The following is a 17,698-nucleotide window of genomic DNA, read 5'->3' on the forward strand; positions in this document are numbered from 1 at the left end:
TAAGCAGCCCACTCTTAATTCTTGAAAATTTGTACTTCAATACACTGATACTTCATCTACGAAGAACCATGCAGGAAATCCAACTCCATAGTGCCAGGGAGGGCAGAGTCCAAGCGATTCTATCTTGACTTGTATATAACGTGCTTTTATCTTCTGATCAGATTTGATAGGTACATTTACGAATTTAACCTCTGTATCTCGATCTTCGGGAATGTCTTTATGTCCCATCAATACAAACTCTTTGTTGTCAATAGAGGTTTTGCAAGTAACGCTTTTAGGTAGTAATATCCAAGCGCCTAATTGATGGAGAAAGTCAAACTCTATGGTTTCTATTTCCTTTACTTGTCCTAGATCTATAATAAATTCGGCATCTTTGCTAATCCAGCCCACCCAACTTTCGTTAAAGGTTGCACCACCATATAATCCATCGGTTAGAGCAGTATCTCCAATTTTATCATAAGGAGGCGATGGGGGAGTTATAAAGGTTATTTTTGCATTGTGAGCTAAACTCTTTCTTTCTTTGGGTAAGTTACGTTGTTCATAAAGATCGCAATAATCCTCAATTGTATTATTACGTTCGTTGAGGTATATTACGTTGAGCTCTTTCGCTGTCTTTCTAAATGCATTTAGCTTGCTTTTAAGTTCTTCTATATTTTCGATAGGTTCTGTACGTGCTATTTCTAATTCGGCATATTGAATGGGTAGACGAGCTTCTCTAATTCTATTTAGAAATTCAGGGTTATCTGCTACTGCTTTTTCTGCTTCATCAAAAAGAATCTGATACCTTTTCATCATCGGTGTATTTAACATACCATTCTTATGAGTAATAGGAGTATCGTAAATCCAAAGAGGTTTATTACTTCCGATTAATGCTCCTTCGCGTAACTTGATGTATTGATATAGATAAGGTGCAGCGGCTTCTCCATAATAATCATTTAGAAAAGATTTAATTATTGTTTCTGTGTCTGCTTCTGTATTCCATAAAAGTTTAGCTACTAAATAGGAACGGAGCTCCGAAAAATCAGTGCCTTTAACTCCTCCAATTTGAGAAAAGTGCATAGTTGCATTGTTCTTTTTGAAGAGGTTCATATTTGGTTTCAATATATGAAAGTTGGGAAATGGAGAAACATAATTGTCGAAATTGATACCATAATCCCAAACGAAGATATTACTTGAAATTTTAGACCATCCCTGCATATCTCTCACAAAAGTTTGTCCCGATGGGTTTTCTGTAAGGGTAACCTCCCGATAACAATCTATATCACAAAGCATAATATTTACATTGGGCAATGGCTTTATATACTTAGGTGGTGCTACCGAATAAAGATAAGCTAATGTTGAAAACTCTTTATCAGGAAAACGTTCTGCTAGCTTATTCATGAAATAAATTAAAGTGCCCGATGGGCTGCCTTCTCTTTCGTCTATGGCTTTACAGTTATCGCATTGGCAGTGATTCTGGCTATCATTTTGGCTTACAGAGATAATCTTTTTATCAGGATTAGCCTTGAATATAGAATCTATTTGAACAGAAACAATTTCGAATACTTCGGGATTGGTCAGACACCACTGACTTGCAGTTCCGGGGCGACGTTCACCATTTATAAAAGCATAGTATTCGGGATTGGATTTGCCATATTTAGCAGCAGGTAAGATGCTATTGAAAGTATGTACCCAAAGGTTTCCGGCGAAAACCTCTTTGGGTTCTTCCAATCTGTGCCATAATTTATATATGGGGTCTTTAATGCTGTATGCTTGTGTTTGGCGATAACGAAAAGAGGGATTGTCTACTTTATTTATAGTCTCGGGGATCACTATATTTTTAGAGATAGCAAACATAGGTAGGTTCTCAGCATAATAACGGACTCCTAAATAATCCTCCAATAGTGTTATCACTCCATAAATTGTACCTTTTCCTTCTCCGCCTATTATACGTATATATCCGTCTTCGGTTGATAGAAAGAAGCCGTCTTCTTTTATCGCAGATTGTTCAAAGCCTTTAAGAGGTAGTTGAAAGTTCCCGATAAGAATGTCTCCTTTTTTTAGTTTAGAGTTATTCGAGACAATAGATATTTCCGTACCTGATATTCGTTTTACAAAATCTTGCATCAGGTTGGCAGCTTGTAAGTCAGTACTATCTGCCTGATTGACCACAATACGAGCCTGAGTCTTACCGTCTTTTACAATGGGTAATTGAGCCATAATGCAAAAAGGAATAAAGCTCAGAAAAATCAGAAAAACTTTACTTTTCAGATTCATAGTATTAGATATTAGGTTATTTATATATTGTTTACGTTGTACAAAATATTTAATGCTATAACGAAAGGTCTGAGACCTTAGTTAATAATCAGCTCATCAAGAAATAAGAACCCTTCGGTATGTTTGGCAAAAACTCTGATATAGCGAGCTTCTTTATTACCTAAACTTCCTGAGAAATCTCTTATAAATAGTCGGCTGTAATCTTTAGGTAGATCGTTGTCTACTCTGAAAGCTTTCTCGAAGTTTACACCATCAGAAGAAAGAGATACTTCCACGTATTGAGGTAAGAAAACTCCGGGGCCAATGAGTTGCATAAAATTAGTGCTGAGTGAGTTTAACGGTATAACACTACCCATATCGACCGTTACATCCATATCTGAGGTGAAACCTTGCCAATGATCGTCGCTATAGGTAAAGCTTCCACTATAACCATCTACAAGGGCAGTTTCTCCTCCTGCAGGATACGATTGCCATTTTGTGTTGTAGATTACCTTTTTGCCTATACCTAAATGATAACCCGATTTTCTTTTGAAGGTTGGTTCTTGAGGCTGTCCATCTACCATAATAGCAGCATTTATATTTACCATTCTGTCAACAGTAAAAGGCTCAGTATAAATAGCAGATTCGTTTGTTGGAGTTGTTCCATCAAGAGTGTATCGGATAAGAGGGCTGTTTTGCTCATTTTCGAATCTTATTTCGACTGTTTTCTGTATAGTGTCTACTTTTTCCTCCATTTCTAATTCGAATCCTGGTTTGTAGTAATTCACATTCAGCTTATCAAGTCTTGGAAATTGATTTTTTAATCGAGATTTGAAATCGTCCCAATTTCTATTTTCAGGCTTCGACCACAGTGCTTCAGCTAAAGCTATTGCTCTAGGAAATGCCATGTATTCTATATGTTGGAAAGTAGGAATATGTTCAGCCCAGAGATTTGCTTGTCCACCCCAATAAAGATGTGCCAGCGAATCGGTAGGGGAGACAACCTCAAAAGAGTACACCTTTCGTAAAGGTAAGTATCCGCCTATTGCTTCGGGCTCAGTCATAGGGTTGCCTTGGTAATTGTCAAAATAACAATGGCTACCAGGAGTCATAATCACACGGTTGCCATGTTGTGCTGCAACATTACCTTTCGATTTACCTCGCCATACCATCACTGTTGCGTCAGCTGCTAATCCTCCATCAATTATTTCATCCCAACCAACCAGATTACGTTCTCTCAAAGTCAGGTGATTTGATATGCGTTTGATAAAATAACTTTGTAATTCATCTACATCTTTCAAGTTATTGTCAACCATTCTTTCTTGACATTTAGGACAGGTTTTCCAAGCTTTTTTACTTGCTTCATCTCCTCCTATATGTATTTCTTTTGATGGGAATAATGATATTACTTCATCTAAAACATCTTCTAAAAACGAAAAGGTTTCTTCATTCCCTATACAGAAATCACTATCCACATAAGGTACTCCAGAGCATGATAGTTGAGGGTAGGCAACAAATACTTCTTCGGAGTGCCCAGGCATTTCTATTTCTGGAATAGTGGTTATGAATTTAGATGCAGCATATGCTACTACTTCTCTTACGTCATCTTGTGTGTAATATCCGCCATAGGCATTGGGTGTGCCTTCATCTACAAATTTTTTGCCTTCCTTCCCGAATTCTATCCAACTTGCTTGGGCTCGAAATGCTGTTTTTTGAGTCAATAATGGATATTTTTTTATCTCAATACGCCAACCTGTGCCATCGGTCAAATGCCAATGGAAGTAATTGAATTTGTACATGGCTAGTAAGTCAATGTATTTCTTAACTTCATCTTTTGTGAAGAAATGTCTTGAAACATCAAGATGCATTCCTCTATATGTAAAACGAGGGCTATCAGCAATCTTAACCGATTGTAATGAAAATTGACCTCCTTCTATTGGAATCATCTGTAATAAACTTTGTATTCCATAGAATATTCCTGCGGGTTGAGGAGCTTCTATGATAATTTTGTTCTTGTTTACATCTAATTGATACGATTCTTTATTCTCGCCTTTTCCTAAATTAAGAATCAATGAATTAGAAGAATTAATATTCCCCTTTTTTACCTCTACTTTCGCATGGGTTACATTACTTAATACTTGTGCTAAATAGTCGGCAAGTTGTTTAGTTTCTTCATTGTCATTGGTTACTACAATAGTTGTCTTTTTATTCCATTGGAATGAACCTTTGCCTACTTCAACTTTATTTGGTTGAGGTATAATTTGGATAGGGTTGGTTTTATTCTGAGCATTCCCGATAAAGGAAAATCCCAGAAGTAATAAACAAAGTGTACTAAATAGACGGTTGGTATTACTCATAAGGTTTTGTTTTGTGTATAACGATTGGTTATTAGATTGTTGTTATATATAAGTAGCGTCAAATATTTAATGCGATATTTTATGAATATAACTGTCTCTAGTTATTATGCCTAACTAAAGTAATAAAAAGGTCTGCGACCTTGTAATCTCCACTCTGCATATTAGGGTGGAGATTATGGTGTTTCTTAATAAAAGTTCTTTCGCGAACAGATTTACTGTTATATTATTTTTCAGAGCATCAGTAATAAAAGGCCTGAGACTTTACAAATCGAATTTGCCGATAAAGTTGCTCATACCCATTATTAATAGTTGATAAAGAGCATCATTAAAGACGGTCATTTCCTTTTTATTAACCGGATAACCTCCCAACATAAGAGCTTGTACATACATAATATGTACTACTGAGTTGAATAATGTTTCGTCTTCAATGGCAATTAGATTTTGTACAATCTCATTGTCTTTGTTGAAGCACAAGGTTGGCATATTATCCTCCTTCTTGATGAAGTTGTGTAATGTAGCAGCAAAAGGGTTACCCGAATTCGATAAATTCTGGATATTCTTATTGCTCATTGCTTCATCATTTGCTACATATATAGCAGGAGTATCTATTGGATCGAATTGTTTTAGTTGAGCTTTGCAGTATTGATTCTTGAGCAAATCATTTGCTCGTTTCTCGAATTGTTGATATCTCTCGTCATCAGATATTACTACATCCGAAAGGGTGTCTAATATATCCTGCGGTGTAATTTTTTCTAAACGAATATCGGGAAAAGAGATTTTTATTTTTTGAATCAAATCTACTTCAAACGAATATGCAGCGTTGATCACAGTTTTTCCTTGTGAACCTGCGATACGACGTATTTGGCGAAAATCGTCCAACGATGGGGTATAGTAAACTATGTCATTGTATGTTTTAATAGACAAAAATGTCATATGACCTTTGTTCGTTTCGAATGGAATATAGTCTATAAACATTTTCAATAATTCACGATCTTCGACCGCCAGAGCTTTGATAAAGATATGATGTATGCTTATTATCTCACTTAGTTTCTTTACGTCATTAAGCATTAATACTTTCAGATAATCTTTGAAGCAGTTGCTAAGCTCTTTTTTTGCTTCCTTCATTACATCATCATCCATTAGAGATTCGCGAGATGCAGTTGGGCGTAAATCGTTTGTATTAATAATACATTTTACAAAAGATGTCCATTCGGGCAATAAATTACTAGCTTGTTCACACAGATACATTCGCTTGAGGTATATCTTGTGTTGCTTAGAACCCGAAAATTGAACTTTATAAGGCATAATGTAAGCTACTCCATCTATACCTCCTTTTTCGGAATGTAAATAGAATGCATCCAAAAAATTGATATTGAATGTTTTTCTCCCATATTCCAGCAAATCTTCTTTAGAGCTATCTTTGTTTAGCCATACGGGATCTTTATCTACTAATACTTCTGTACCTTCATCAGTAATAAAATTAATAGTAATAGGTAAGGCATTACCAAATTGTAGAATGTTCTTTTTTAATTCTTCTTTTTCGAATAAAGGGAGCCACTCTTTCTTGGGTGATAGTATTACTCTGGTTCCTGCTTTTTCTATATTATCAATAGTTTCTACTGTATAAGTTCCATCAGCTTTGCCTCGCCAGCATACCGATTTATCTTTAAGTAGGGAGCGGGTTTCAACTACAATTTCGTGACTAACTACAAGGCATGATAGCATGCCGATACCAAATTTCCCAATGAAGTCTTTTTCGTTGAAATCTCCACGTTTTGAGCTTTGTCCGATAACAGATAGAAATTGATGTACTTCTTCTTCTGTCAAGCCAATTCCGTTATCCTCGAATATAAGTTGAGGAGTATCATTTACTTTATTCAGATAAACGTTGATTATTCCTTTATGGTTTTCTTCAATTGATTTTCGAGCAGTATTTGCGTCTATACCATTTTGAAGAAGTTCTCTTACAAATACGTTGGGCGCACTGTATATATGTTCTGATAAAAGCTCTATCATCCCTTTCAAATTTACTTGAAAGAGGTATTTATTTTCGTTATTTTCTTCCATTTTTTATTTTTTGTTGTAATCTATAATGAAGATTCAAAAGATTAATGTTTTATAAGATTACAATCATACATCACAAATTTAAACAATAATTGGATACCGTTTTTCAATGATACCCAATTTTGATTGTATTTGAATTGTTAATTAAGAAACGTGCAGTATTTATGACTATTGTCTTAAAATTATAACAATCTATTTTTTCGGCTTATAAGATAAACTGAAAAGCATGACGCTTTAATTTATCTTTTGCGACGTTCTCTTTTTCCGGTTAGTTTCTGAGCCTGCTCGTTTCCATTATCGGCTGCTTTTTGATACCAATACATAGCTTGTACTTCATCTTCGGCAACACCTTTTCCTGTCAGATAACAATTACCTAGTTCAAACTGTGCTGAATCGTGGTCATCTTCCGCTATTTTGGTCAGCATCTGTATTGCTTGATCCTGATCCATGCTAACACCTTCTCCGTTCAAAAGCATCATTGCTGTCTCGTATTGAGCGTTGTAGTTACCGTTTTGTCCTGCATCAGACAACCAGCGATAGGCATCTGTAAGGTTTTCGGTTGTACCTCGTCCATATTTATAGCAAAGCCCTAAACGATATTTTGCGGCAGTATAGTTCTCGTTGGCAGATAAACTATAATATTTGAAAGCTTCGGTTTCGTTTTCTTCAACACCTAGCCCGTATTCGTAACAAACACCTAGCCCTTCCGAAATAACGTTTTGCTCCTCAGCAAATTTAAAATACTCAAATGCTTTTTCATATTGGGTTTCGCCACCTCCCATATTATATAGGTAATATTCGCCCAGCATGAGTGCTGCATAAGGATATCCTTGTTCGTATGCTTTGGTGTACCATTCTATTGCTTTATCAAGATCGGTTTCAACTAATCCATAATAGTAATACGAGGCAAGTTTGTACTGAGCATAGGTATATCCCATCTCAGCGGCTTTCGTCATATATTCTATAATTTTAGCAGCGTCAAATTCTAAGCCCCCATATTCTTGTTCGTAGCTTAATGCCAGTTCTGTAAGTCCGGGTGCACTACCTGCTTCTGCTGCCTGATTGAATAGCTTAAGAGCCTCTTCTGGATTTTCGGGTATTCCAACAGCATATTTGTAATAACGCCCTAAATGATAGAGAGAATCAGGTAAACCAGCCTCTGCTGCAATTTTATAATGCTTAAATGCTTCTACTGTATTTTCTTCTCCCAATATGCCATCCTCATAATAAACAGCCAATTTAGTATTGGCATAGGGGTAGTTATTGTCTGCAGCTTGTTGATATAGATTGAATGCTTTTTGATAGTCTTGATCTACTCCAAACCCTGCTTCATAACAGAAAGCCAATTCTACTCGTGCATAGTTTGATCCTAATTCAATAGCTTGAGTCAGATATTTAACGGCTTTTTCAGCAGCTATTTCATCTTCGCCACCAACTCCTACTCGATAATAATTTCCCGATAGTTCAATACTATATAGATGTCCTCTTTCTGCTCCGAGCTCGAATAATTCCAGAGCTTTTTTGTAATCGGGTTCTGCTACAAATTCGGCATTCTGATAGCCTAATCCTAAACGATAAGGAGCGTACTCATTACCCAATGCCATTGCCTTTTCAAGTAGTTGCTTAGCCTCTTCAATATCTTTGGGTAAGAGATCACTTTCCAGTATTAAATATGCTTTCTCGCTCAATGCTCTTGGGCTTGCGTCTTCAATAGCTTGTTCCAAATAAGCTAAACCTTTTGGAATGTCTTTTAGTTTTTCATTGTATAAGTAAATACAAGCCAATTCAAAAGAAGATTCTCCATAACAGTATAGAGCGGCTTTTTCGTGCCATGTTATCGATTTTTCAATAGAGGTATTTTCGTCATTACCGAAATTGTAATATTGCCCCAAGAAATTAGCGGCATATACTACATGGTAATTATATGCATTCTCCAACAACTGTATCCCTTCGTTTTTATCTGCATTCTCCAATCGTCCATTTAGATAATTCATTCCAAGGAGATATTCACAATAATGTCCTCCAATGGCGATTCCTTTTTTCATAGCTTCAACAGCTTTGTCGAGGTTATTTTCTTTTCGTAGATAATAATCTGCTAACAAATGATAAGGTTTGCGATGGATTGGTTCTGCTTTTTCTATATATTCGTTTATGCGTTGTAAAAGTACACTGTCATCCAAATCTTTGTCATAGAAATCAATGTATAATAGAAGTATTTGTGCCGACTCATACCCCAATTCGATTGAACGTTCTACAAGTCTTCTGCCTTCTTCTTTATTTTCATCACCATATTCTGGCAAACCAAGATATAATCCATATCCGTAATCGCCCAAAGAGGCAGGGTCTTCAGCTTTTACTCCTTCTCTCAGATATTCTATTTTCTTGGTTAAGTCACGGTATCCTCGTCTAGCAGAACCATATAAATCAGATTGTTCACAATATCCTCTGGTATGTCCTATTTTTATAAAGCGATCATTGATTTCTTTATTTAGGTTGAACCACAGTTTATAATCTGTATCGTTATACTCCATAGATACATACTTGTTCCAGTTACGAGTATATATTTGTCGATAGAGTTCTTTAATAGTATTGTCTACTTTATTTTCTTGTAGAGCAACATCACAAATAGCTAAAGCATCGAGCCATTCTTTCTTATCATTATAATCGTCTTTACTTGTATATTTTTGAGCGACTGTTGATAGTGCTGAAAGATTCTCTGTATGTTTTTTTAGAAGACTGCTATATTGATCTTCGAAGCTTGTAGAAGTCGAAAATTGAGATGTGCTTGTCTGTTCTTTTGAGTTTTCGTTGTTTTTATTTTTTCTTTTGAAGAATCCGAACATAATATATCCTTTTAGTTTTTGTTATTTAAATGTAGGTGAGATCATAATCTTACCATTCGATAGGTGTTTGTCCTTTTGATACCAGATATTCATTAATCTGGCTAAAATGCTTGTTCCCAAAGAAACCTCTGTGTGCAGAAAGGGGAGAGGGGTGCACCGATTTCAATATAAGATGTTTATTGCCATCAATAAAAGCTGCTTTCTTTTGAGCATATGATCCCCATAAAAGGAAAACGAGGTTCTCTCTTTCGTCAGCAAGTTTTTTTATTGCTGCATCTGTGAAGTTTTCCCATCCTTTATTTTGATGAGATCCTGCCTGATGTGCTTGTACGGTTAAAGTCGCGTTTAAAAGTAGCACTCCTTGATCTGCCCAGCGTGTCAAATTACCCGATTTGGGAATGGGTATTCCTAAATCTGCGTTTATTTCTTTGAAAATATTTATCAGTGAAGGTGGAAACTGTATGCCATCATTTACCGAAAATGACAGTCCATGTGCCTGTCCATCGTTGTGATAGGGGTCTTGTCCCAAAATTACGACCTTTACTTTATCGAAAGGTGTATGATCAAATGCATTAAAGATTAACTTGGCGGGAGGAAATATCTGTTTTGTTTGATATTCACTTCTGATAAAATTAGTTACTTTTATGAAATACTCTTTTTCAAATTCGTCTTTCAAGTGGGCTTTCCATGACTCTTCAATCTTAACATCCATAGTTGTGTGATATTTGATGACTTTGACAAAGATATAAATAATAGAATAAATATAAAGTAAGGAGTCAGGGGGAATTAAGGTTATTATAAATACAGAAATGGGATAAAGTAGCTCTACAAATAATTAAATGCTCGTAAAAAGATAGAATCATGTAAATAATAAAATGAATTCTAAATAATTTTATACTTTTGCAAACGAATTGGATAATGGTCCCGTAGTTTAATGGATAAAACGTAGGATTCCGGTTCCTATGATGGGGGTTCGATTCCCTTCGGGATCACTAATGAAATAACAATGAGGTATAAACTAGTTGCTTATACCTTATTATTGTTTGAGAAGTGCCATATTAAATGTGTACCTAAATCGAAATTATCTGGTTGTTTAGTAATTGGGTATTTTATAATCTTTCACCCGATCAAATTCACTTATGTCAATTGTGTATAAATGGTTCGAAGGGGTTGTTGAATATTCATCGATATAAGATCCACCCAATACATATAGCATCTCATCTTTATAAAACATCTCGCTGCCGCTTAATGGTAAATCTATTGGATAGATTTTAAACTCTTTTGTCTTGATATTGTAAGTTTGCATTTTGCTTTTTTCGAAAATGTAAATAATATCATTATTATATGCAACTGCTGGTCTTGCAAGACCATAGGGTAGTACTTTCTCTTGTTTATATTCTCCTGTTGAGACATCATAAGTGTTAATGTATTTGAGCGGCCATCCCTTATCGCCACCTACTAAGTATATAACGTTTTGAATAATAACGCCTTTTGTTTCTTTTGAGTGATCAACTGGCATCCCATCCATTTCGTACCAGTATCCAGTATTAAGATCTAGGACATGAACTTTGTGTGTGAAAATCTTTCCTTTATCAAGATAAGTTTTGATAGAACCTCCGATGAGGAAAATATGATCTTCGAAAACAAATGAAGCTGCATTTACTGCTTGATGAGGATTGTTATTGTCTACAATTATAGTGTCTTTTTTAATATCATATATTTCAATTGTATTATCTAAGTATTCGAGTTTATGATTTGTTGAATATCTTTTACCTCCTAAAACGTATATTTTCCCTTTATTGTGAATTACATTATGATATGCTCTTTTTCTGAATTTTAAATTACTTATTTCCCATTTATTATTCAATATATCATATACTTGCAGTTTTTTACTGTAGTTTTCATATTGAGAAGAAGAGTTTCGAACTATTCCTGTTCTGCCAACACTAAATGATTTAGAATCTGTTGTTGCTGTATTATCGCCACCGATCACATAAATTTTATTGTCAACTAACACAGCACCGAATGAACTTAGTTCATCTTGCATAGGAGCTAATTCTTTATATTGAATGAGTGAGTTGGGGGCGAGTCTTTCAGAAGTGACTGTTACTTGAGATAATGGTTGATCTTTTTTTATAAGGGAAACCGTATAGTTTTTTTCTTTTAGCTCCGAAAACGGAATGCTTTTATTGATATAGCTAATATGTGAAAAATGTAATGTGTCGTTTTCATTAATAGGAAGTAAATTCTTTAGATCGAAAATACCTTTCTCATTTGTAATAGTTGAAACTTTTCCACTATTTAAGGATATACTGACAGCTTCCAAGGGCAAATTGGACTTTTCGTCTATAACTTTAGCTTTGTCTTGTGCCTTAATAGAGGAGATGGATAATAGGAAAATTAAGAGTAAAAGCTTATTCGTAGAAAGTCTTTTTCTGAGTTTTAAATTCATAGTCGTATATTTTCTCGATTTTTGTTCTGTAAGTGGCTGTTAAGGTTACATTCTTAAAGTAAATTCTTGGTTTTAATAGTAAAAAAAGATGCCTAAAGATTAGTGTATACTTCTTGATTAAGGGTTTCTTTTGCTAATATAATATTTGTTTGTTAAAAGTCGAGTGGAGTAATATAAGTTTTCATAGAAAAATTAGCTTTAGGTGTAAAATTAAAAAGAAACAACCCTCCATAATCAAAGTATGAAGGGTTGTTTCTTTATATTATAAACTGTTTATCTGTTTTTCTAAATTAATCGTGAACACATCTTACTAAGCATCCAGTGGTTCTCTCGGCTGGAAAAATAAGATATGTTCCATTTGCAATACTCATTATGTCGGTAGTTCCTCCAAGTGGGTTAACATCGCTAGCCCAGTAATGGCTATTACTTCCTGCACTTTCCAATCCTCCCGTTGCATTTCTTACACCTCCGGCAGGAAAGAATAAGCCTCTACCAGGATTTTCAAAAGTGGCCTCTACGGCTTCTTGCTGTGTTGGGGCAAACCATACACCAGGATAATCATAATCTACAGAAACAATTCGCCAACTTCGTCCAGAAGACGAAATCAAGGCTTGTAATTCGTCTCTTGTAGGTACTCTCCATCCTGTGGGGCATGGGTCATTTACTTCTTCCCATAAGAAACCTGCGGCTCCTGTGGTATTCCATCCTGTAACAGTTCCGTTACTTGCCCAGGCTACTTTTCTATTCCATTGATAGAATTTGCCTATCGCTTTCTGATCTGCTAAAGTATAAGGTAGGTCAACGTTTGTTTCTGCCCATATTACCCCTCCCGGACCGGGTTCGGGTGCAGATACTTCTGGAGATTGTATAATTGTGACAAGTAACCTCAGTCTGGTACCACTTATTATAAAAAATCGTACCCTATCGTCTGCATCCTCAGGGTTTACTTGAGTTGCAACAACCGAAATTGTTGATCCATCAGATGCCTTATTAACTTGAAAGTATTCATCAGTTAAACTCTGCCCTGCTGAGCCATCTATCGGATTTCCATCTCTGTCTGCCCAACTCAAGGTGTAGTCTGATATATCAGTTTGAACAAGAATATCTAGAGAGGAGTTGGCAGTCCCTTCCAATCTTATATAAGAGTTAGATACACCTAAATAATTATTTAGGTCGAAGACCATGTATTTTATATAGTCGCTCCATAAAACAATTCGTGCCTCCATAGATGAAGATATATTGTTGGCTGCTTCCTGAGCTGTGGCGTATCCTTCGCGTAGAACGTAACTTATATTAAATTCATATCGGTGGTTACGTAAAATCTGACCGAAAGGATGACCTGCAATACTGGGATTGAAGTCAAGTCTATAATATGTAACCGAACTGCTGCCTGCATAGCGTCCTCCTATTACTATACATGTTGCTTTACTAATCTGATCGGCGGATGCTGGGGCAGCTACCTCGGGCAAGTACATTTGTGCAACGGAAGATTCTGCAGTAGTGAGAATGGGTGTTGTATTAATATTTTGCTCTGTGCCTAAGGGTACACTAGGATTTGTTACACTTGGTGTAGATGTTGGGTTATTGGGGATGACTTGCGTATTATTTGATACTCTGAATGCTTGTATACTCACTAATTCGAAATTGGAGACGGCGCTAGCTATAATGTCTACGCGTGCAACGGAACGAAGCATCATAATATTGCTTATATTATTTTCTGTAGTAGCCGATAAGCCTGTGGGGAATGTGTAGCTAGCCCACATTGTTAGATCTCCGTTTAAGATATTTGTTGATATAGCTTTTGTAAGTTTCGTTTTTATGGCTGCCGTTGTTTCTCCAGCAATAGGAGCATTAGCTTCTACTATAGCATCGGCATTGGCTATTATATAAATAGTTGTAGGTTGGTTGCTAGATAATAAACGCGCTTTGAATGTTGCACTATTATTTCCGCTATTAGCGATACCTGTACCTGCTACTCTGTATTGGAAAATATCATTTTCGAATACTAATATTTGTATTTGATTTATAGTACTTTCAGCATTCACTTGCCCCGATTTCAATTGAACTTTAGGAGGAGTGCTATCGGCTGTTTTTACACTAAATTGGAAATAGTTCTCACTTCTGCTTTCATTCTTATTAGATATACTGTCTTCAGTACAACTGTAAAGTAATATCACGATAACCAATAAGGCTAATTGACCTATATGGTATATAATATGTTTGAGAAATATATTTGTTTTATTCATTTATAAATTTCTGTTATTATCTTATTCGAAATACATTTATTTATATCCCAGCATGTACTACACTAACCACTATATGTGCTCGTTTGGCAACAATAAGAAAATATCTAAGAATGCTGTTTGTTGAAGGATTGTCTGCTATGGCTTCAACAGTAATGATATTACGCGATTTTGTGACACGTAAAACTCCATCGTCAATAACTTCGCCAGGACTAGTCTGAGGTAGAGGATTTCCTTGAGCATCCGACCACTGTATCGTATAATCTAATACACTAGTTGCTACAAAAGTATATGTGGTTGAACCGGAAACTCTTTCGATTTCAAGGTTTCGTGACGACAATCTAAAGTAATCATTGCCGTCAAGACCTACATTGATATTAGCATCTGTCCAGTCTTGTACACCTACTTCAATATTTGTAGATATGTTTTCTGCAGCTTCTTCGGGGGTTGGCCAACCGGGTGCACTCACATTTACGATGTTAAGTGTATAGTGATGGTTTCGTAAAATTTGTCCCGAAGGATAGCCGGCAATATTTGGTTCTATATCAATTCGGTAATAAGTAACCGTAGCACTTCCTTTGTACCTTCCACCCACTATAACACAAGTGGCTTTGGCTACCTGATTGGCTGATGTGGGAGCTTCGGATTCGGGCAAATAGAGTTGCGATTCCGAATTATTTGCAATAACGGGAATAGGAATAGTAGTGATGGTAGCAACACTACTTATTGGAATACTTGGATCAGAGACTAACAATGAGCCTGTATAATTATTGGGGGCTATTTGAATTTGACTGTTTACCCGAAAAGCTTGTATACTTGTCATCGTGAAATCACTTGGCGTTTTTGTAGTGCTAACATCTATTCGAGCTATCGACCGTAAAACTTTTAGTTGTGTTATTGTATTGTTTAGAGTGCTCGATATACCTGATGGTAGAAGATATTCTCCCCACATCGGGAAGTTACCGGTTATATTGGTTGAAGTAACGGGTTTTATAAGTTTTTGCTTCACTTCGTTTTCTGTTTCGCCAACTAGTGGAATATTATTTGAGATAATACCATTGCTATTTGCAAAGATGAATATTTTCACGGGTCTTTCTTCTGTGTAAATCTCAAGATCGAATGTTGTTGATAGAGTGTCTGAATGAGTGAGAGAGGTTCCCTCTACACTATAATTGTATTTATATCCTCCGCCATCGCCGTTGTCTATAAATACCATCGCTTGAACTTCGTTTATCTGAGACTCATTGGATGTTTGTCTGACAAAAGAAAGGTTTGTTGTATAGAATTGGACTTTCACATTTTTTGAGCCAAACTCGCCATTACCGTCATCGTCCTTATTGCAGGATGTGAAGATGGGTATTATGGTCAATAGGACAAAACCTAGGAGTATAAAAAATACTCTAGTATTAGCCTTTGATTTTTTTTGACAAACTTGTTTCATCAGTGTTATTTATCTTAGTTTATATGTCCTGGTTTTTCACCATTCGAACCAGTGATATACTTCCTCCCAGTTGGTTATTATAATATTCACATTTAATGATGCTCTCAAATCGATTAATACATTAGTGGTAACACCTACAATGGGTATAATATTAGCCCCGTTTTCATCATTTGTGTTTGCCGTGGCAATTAATTGATCCCCTTTATATATATAAATTGTCAGACTATTGCCATCCGCTAGAGGATACACTCTAAAAGGGGAAGATATAAACTGAGTGTTTGAGGCATTAAATTCGCCGTTTTGCTGATATTCTATTGGGCTACCTACTAGGTTCCCTTTAAAATTATAAGCATCTTTTGTAGTTCCCCCGATTATAAAGTAATAATCATTTGCGAATTGAGCATTTAGCCCTTTCACCATTATATTAAGGAGAGCTGTTTTTCGTTGTATAGTGATAGTATTCTCTATTGTAATATCGGTGTTTGTATTGCTACCTTCAATATTAAGTATTCCGAAGAATAAATCATCGGGGTTAATAGCATAACCTTCAGTGTTTTTCTTTAATTGTATAAAAGCTTGATCCATACTAATACCATTAGCTAGAGAGTCTGCCTGCTGGTTGCCATTTAGATTACTCCATACTACTATCGAAAAATGATTGGTTCCCTTTATTAATAATTGGATACGGGTTTTATTCTGAATATCGGCAACTGATACTGTCATTTGCTGAGTTAAGCGTTGGTTTTGATCGAACACATAAAGCTTGGCTTCGCCTGCTTCACCGCTGGCGGTAATATCCTGCCCCGATGCATTAATCGCATTTATTTGTATAAAAAGAGTCGTGTTACAATTTGGAAAATCATCTTTTATACAAGCCGAAAAAGACAATAATACCAATAGGACAATTACACTGTGTAAAGTGTATTTGAACAACTGATTCGATATTTTATATTTTAAATGTCTCATATATTCGTTGACAATTAATCTGTCCTTCGGTTTGTTTTATTTTTTATATCAATTACAAATCCACATTTTGAGTGGGAACAACAACCCAGTCTGCTGGAGTAATTGATACTATTAATGTTGTAGGGTCGCTAGGCAGTTCAGGATCAGGAGAGCCTGTCCCTAAGCGACGAAGAGTTATATTAATAGTATGTTCTGTATTTCGAGCAATAGCTGGAAGCCGGAAAGGGTAATACATGGTTACACCGTTGTAAATTCCCTCTAATGCCATTAGGGTAGCATTCTCTTCGCTATTGTTGTTTGCAAAAACATAGAAATATCTTTCACTATAATCGTTGAGGCTGATAGATTCATACAGGTAATCTTTGATGTTACTACTATCCTGCACAGTTGATCCTTTGATTCCGCTGTAAAAAGGTTGAGCTGTAACGATTGAAGGTATACCTAGTGAAGTCTGCGATTTAGCTTTAATAATAGCTATACCTGTTAACTGAAAAAGAGCAGGATCGACACCTGCAGTAGGATCAATTGTTATTGAGCCTAGCTTTATTTTAGCAACAATACGGCTGAGGGGAATCGTTATGTTGTTTGTTCCCTCAGTTACCGATTGTAGTGTAGCATCGGTTTCTCCGGTCATTACTAACCCCGGAGCAACAGTTTGGTCATCTAAGTTTATATAGTTTGCAACATCTGCTAGTTTACTGTAAGAATCTCCTTCTGAAAGAAGAGGATCATCATAGCCATATGGGCTATTTGCTATAACAACTATTCTTTTTACACCGGTTGTCAATTTGTCAACAAATAATGTTGTAACAAATGTTGTACTAGCGGTCTTTTCAACTCTTTCGAGCCTGTTGTTTGCAAATACATATACGGTGAAATAGCCGATTATATTCTCCAAATATGGATTGCTTGGTCCTACATTACGAGTTGTTGTATCTGCTTTACCGGTGAGAGAGATGGTCAATGAGGCTTTCTTTCCTTCAGGCGAAGACACTTCGTCATCATTGTTGCTGCAGGCAGAGCACAACAGCAATATAATACTGGTTAGGAAAAAAAGTTGTTTCATTTTAGCTTTTATAGAGATAATGCTTAAGTGG

The 17,698-nt window shown here is 35.9% G+C and carries 10 protein-coding genes and 1 tRNA gene; 1 reads left to right on the forward strand and 10 read right to left on the reverse strand.

The window, feature by feature from the left end; translation table 11 throughout:
- Window positions 1–36: 36 nt before the first annotated feature.
- From HGC4_RS08705 to ung, 5 genes are all read right to left on the reverse strand, one after another.
- Window positions 37–2,256 carry a DUF4838 domain-containing protein gene (locus tag HGC4_RS08705; protein ID WP_050709746.1) on the reverse strand — a complete coding sequence of 740 codons (2,220 nt, stop codon included), beginning with the start codon at window positions 2,254–2,256 and terminating at the stop codon, window positions 37–39.
- Window positions 2,257–2,333: 77 nt separating this feature from the next.
- Window positions 2,334–4,592 carry a beta-N-acetylhexosaminidase gene (locus HGC4_RS08710; RefSeq protein WP_050709747.1) on the reverse strand — a complete coding sequence of 753 codons (2,259 nt, stop codon included), beginning with the start codon at window positions 4,590–4,592 and terminating at the stop codon, window positions 2,334–2,336.
- 261 nt (window positions 4,593–4,853) lie between these two features.
- On the reverse strand, window positions 4,854–6,659 hold the full coding sequence (locus tag HGC4_RS08715; protein WP_050709748.1) for an HSP90 family protein: 1,806 nt from the start codon (window positions 6,657–6,659) through the stop codon (window positions 4,854–4,856).
- 236 nt (window positions 6,660–6,895) lie between these two features.
- The gene (locus tag HGC4_RS08720) at window positions 6,896–9,499 is read right to left on the reverse strand and encodes a tetratricopeptide repeat protein (RefSeq protein WP_050709749.1); all 2,604 of its coding nucleotides are present in this window, start codon (window positions 9,497–9,499) and stop codon (window positions 6,896–6,898) included.
- A 49-nt stretch (window positions 9,500–9,548) separates the two neighbouring features.
- Window positions 9,549–10,211 (reverse strand): uracil-DNA glycosylase, encoded by a 663-nt coding sequence (gene ung / locus HGC4_RS08725; RefSeq protein WP_050709750.1) that lies wholly within the window; start codon window positions 10,209–10,211, stop codon window positions 9,549–9,551.
- Between the two features lie 208 nt (window positions 10,212–10,419).
- Here ung and HGC4_RS08730 point away from each other — a divergent pair.
- A tRNA-Arg gene (locus tag HGC4_RS08730) sits at window positions 10,420–10,491 on the forward strand.
- A gap of 101 nt (window positions 10,492–10,592) precedes the next feature.
- On the opposite strand, the gene HGC4_RS08735 is transcribed toward HGC4_RS08730, so the two are convergent.
- From HGC4_RS08735 to HGC4_RS08755, 5 genes are all read right to left on the reverse strand, one after another.
- Window positions 10,593–11,951, reverse strand: a complete 1,359-nt coding sequence (locus HGC4_RS08735) for a carboxypeptidase-like regulatory domain-containing protein (protein ID WP_050709751.1) — start codon at window positions 11,949–11,951, stop codon at window positions 10,593–10,595.
- Between the two features lie 290 nt (window positions 11,952–12,241).
- On the reverse strand, window positions 12,242–14,197 hold the full coding sequence (locus HGC4_RS08740; RefSeq protein ID WP_050709752.1) for an FISUMP domain-containing protein: 1,956 nt from the start codon (window positions 14,195–14,197) through the stop codon (window positions 12,242–12,244).
- Window positions 14,198–14,237: 40 nt separating this feature from the next.
- Window positions 14,238–15,635 (reverse strand): fimbrial protein, encoded by a 1,398-nt coding sequence (locus HGC4_RS08745; RefSeq protein ID WP_050709753.1) that lies wholly within the window; start codon window positions 15,633–15,635, stop codon window positions 14,238–14,240.
- Window positions 15,636–15,671: 36 nt separating this feature from the next.
- Window positions 15,672–16,601: a FimB/Mfa2 family fimbrial subunit gene (locus HGC4_RS08750; protein WP_050709754.1), complete on the reverse strand. Its 930-nt coding sequence runs from the start codon at window positions 16,599–16,601 to the stop codon at window positions 15,672–15,674.
- 52 nt (window positions 16,602–16,653) lie between these two features.
- Window positions 16,654–17,667 carry a fimbrial protein gene (locus tag HGC4_RS08755; RefSeq protein ID WP_050709755.1) on the reverse strand — a complete coding sequence of 338 codons (1,014 nt, stop codon included), beginning with the start codon at window positions 17,665–17,667 and terminating at the stop codon, window positions 16,654–16,656.
- Window positions 17,668–17,698: the final 31 nt, after the last annotated feature.

This window comes from Dysgonomonas sp. HGC4 (assembly GCF_001261715.1).
Classification (GTDB): domain Bacteria; phylum Bacteroidota; class Bacteroidia; order Bacteroidales; family Dysgonomonadaceae; genus Dysgonomonas_A.